General features: G+C 73.0%; 2 protein-coding genes. One reads left to right on the plus strand and one right to left on the minus strand.

The window, feature by feature from the left end:
• Window positions 1-1,114 (minus strand): selenium-binding family protein (locus MCM47_RS40240; protein ID WP_238951785.1); only part of this gene is annotated, 1,114 nt, incomplete at its 3' end.
• Window positions 1,115-1,371: 257 nt separating this feature from the next.
• On the opposite strand from MCM47_RS40240, the gene MCM47_RS40245 reads away from it, so the two are divergent.
• Window positions 1,372-1,694, plus strand: a 323-nt coding sequence (locus MCM47_RS40245) for an alpha/beta hydrolase (protein ID WP_374209279.1), incomplete at its 3' end; no start/stop codon positions are given.

Below are 1,694 nucleotides of genomic sequence, written 5' to 3' on the forward strand. Positions count from 1 at the left end.
CCCCGCCGAGCCGCACCGACGCCGTCAGGTGCGGGCGGAACGGGTCCGAGACGTCGTACTGGAACAGCTCCCCGGTGCCCCAGGCCGACACGTACAGCCAGCGGTCGTCCACCGACAGGTTGATGTCCGTGACCAGCGGCGGCACCGCGCCGAACGGCTGCAGCGCGGGCGGCAGGTCCTCCGCCTTCGCCGGTTCGGCGGGGATCTCGATCACCTTGCGCGCGGTGAAGGCCGGGCCCTCCCGGTACCAGAGCCAGACGGAGGCGGACAGGTCCTCGACGTTCACGACCACGCCGGCGAAGCCCCACTCGGCCTGCGGGTCGTGCGCCGGCCGCAGCTCCAGCACCATCTGGTACTGGTCCCCGAGGTCGATCCGCTGCAGGTGCCGCCCCGAGTCCAGCTCCCAGAAGTGCAGCGCGTGCCCGTACTTGCGGCCCAGCAACAGCTCCGGCACCACCCCGTCCTCCACCATCCACGGCGTGCCCCACTCGCTGGTCACCCCCACGTCGCCGCCCAGGTGCCACCAGACGTCGTAGGCGAAGTGCTGCGGTCCGCGCTCCGTCTCCCAGGCGCGCAGCACCTCGAAGGTGGTGTGGTCGAGCAGGGCGACCCCGCCCGGGCCGTCGGCCCCCGTCCCGCCGCCGAGGCAGGACAGGAAGACGCCGTCCGGCCCGCAGTGCAGCGTGTGCGGGCGCGAGTAGCCCGCCCGGGCCGCCAGCTCCTCGGCCGGCACGGTCTTCACCAGCCGCGGCCGGACCGGGTCCGGCCGGGTGTCGAGGACGTGCAGCCTGGACGAGCGCAGCCCGGGTAGCAGCAGGTAGCGCCGCTCCGGGTCCCGGTGGCAGGAGTGCGCCAGCGCGCTGGAACAGGCGTTCCAACCGAAGTGGTGCAGCTCGTCGCCGGGCTCCGGCATGTCGGTGAAGTGGAGCACCCGTCCGTAGGTCGGCGAGCCCGGGTCGGTGTCGACGGTGATCAGCGCGTCCGGCTGCCGCGCCGACCGGTCGAACCCCGCGACGTACGCCAACCGCTCCGGGGGCGCGGCGATCGCCTCGGCGGGCGTTCGGTACAGCGACGGGTCGCCGTGCCCGGCCCGCGACAGGTCTGCGTGCGGCATGCTGACTCCTCAACTCGTTTCACCGACAAGGGGAGTGACTCCGGTCAGGGCAGCGTTCCACAGAACCGCGGGCGCACAGCAGGCGCACGGGAAGCGGGGCGAGCGGGCGGGCGACCCCGCGGGCGACCGGGCAGCCGGTACCGCGCACCGGGCTACCGGCCGGTATCGTCGGTCCAGCAGGAGCGTCGCTCCCGGACCGGCCGGTCCGGCGCCGGCGCGTCGGGGCAGTCTGAGCAGAGAGCCGGGTGCGGACAGGCATGGAATTCCGAGAAGACGTCCTGGGCGCTCCCTACGAGGCCGCCGAGCTCCCGCTCGCCGCCGACGCGGAGGGAACGGTCAGCGCCACTCTGGTGCGCCGGCTGGTGAAGGGCTCGGACCGCGCCGTGCTCTACGTGCACGGCTACAACGACTACTTCTTCCAGACCCACCTCGCCGACCACTACGTCGAGCTCGGCTACTCCTTCTACGCCCTCGACCTGCGCAAGTACGGCCGGTCGCTGCGCCCGCACCACTCGCCGAACTTCGTCCGCGACCTCTCCGAGTACGACGAGGAGCTGGACGCCGCCGTCCGGATCATCCG

The organism is Kitasatospora sp. A2-31 (genome assembly GCF_022288725.1).
GTDB lineage: Bacteria > Actinomycetota > Actinomycetes > Streptomycetales > Streptomycetaceae > Kitasatospora.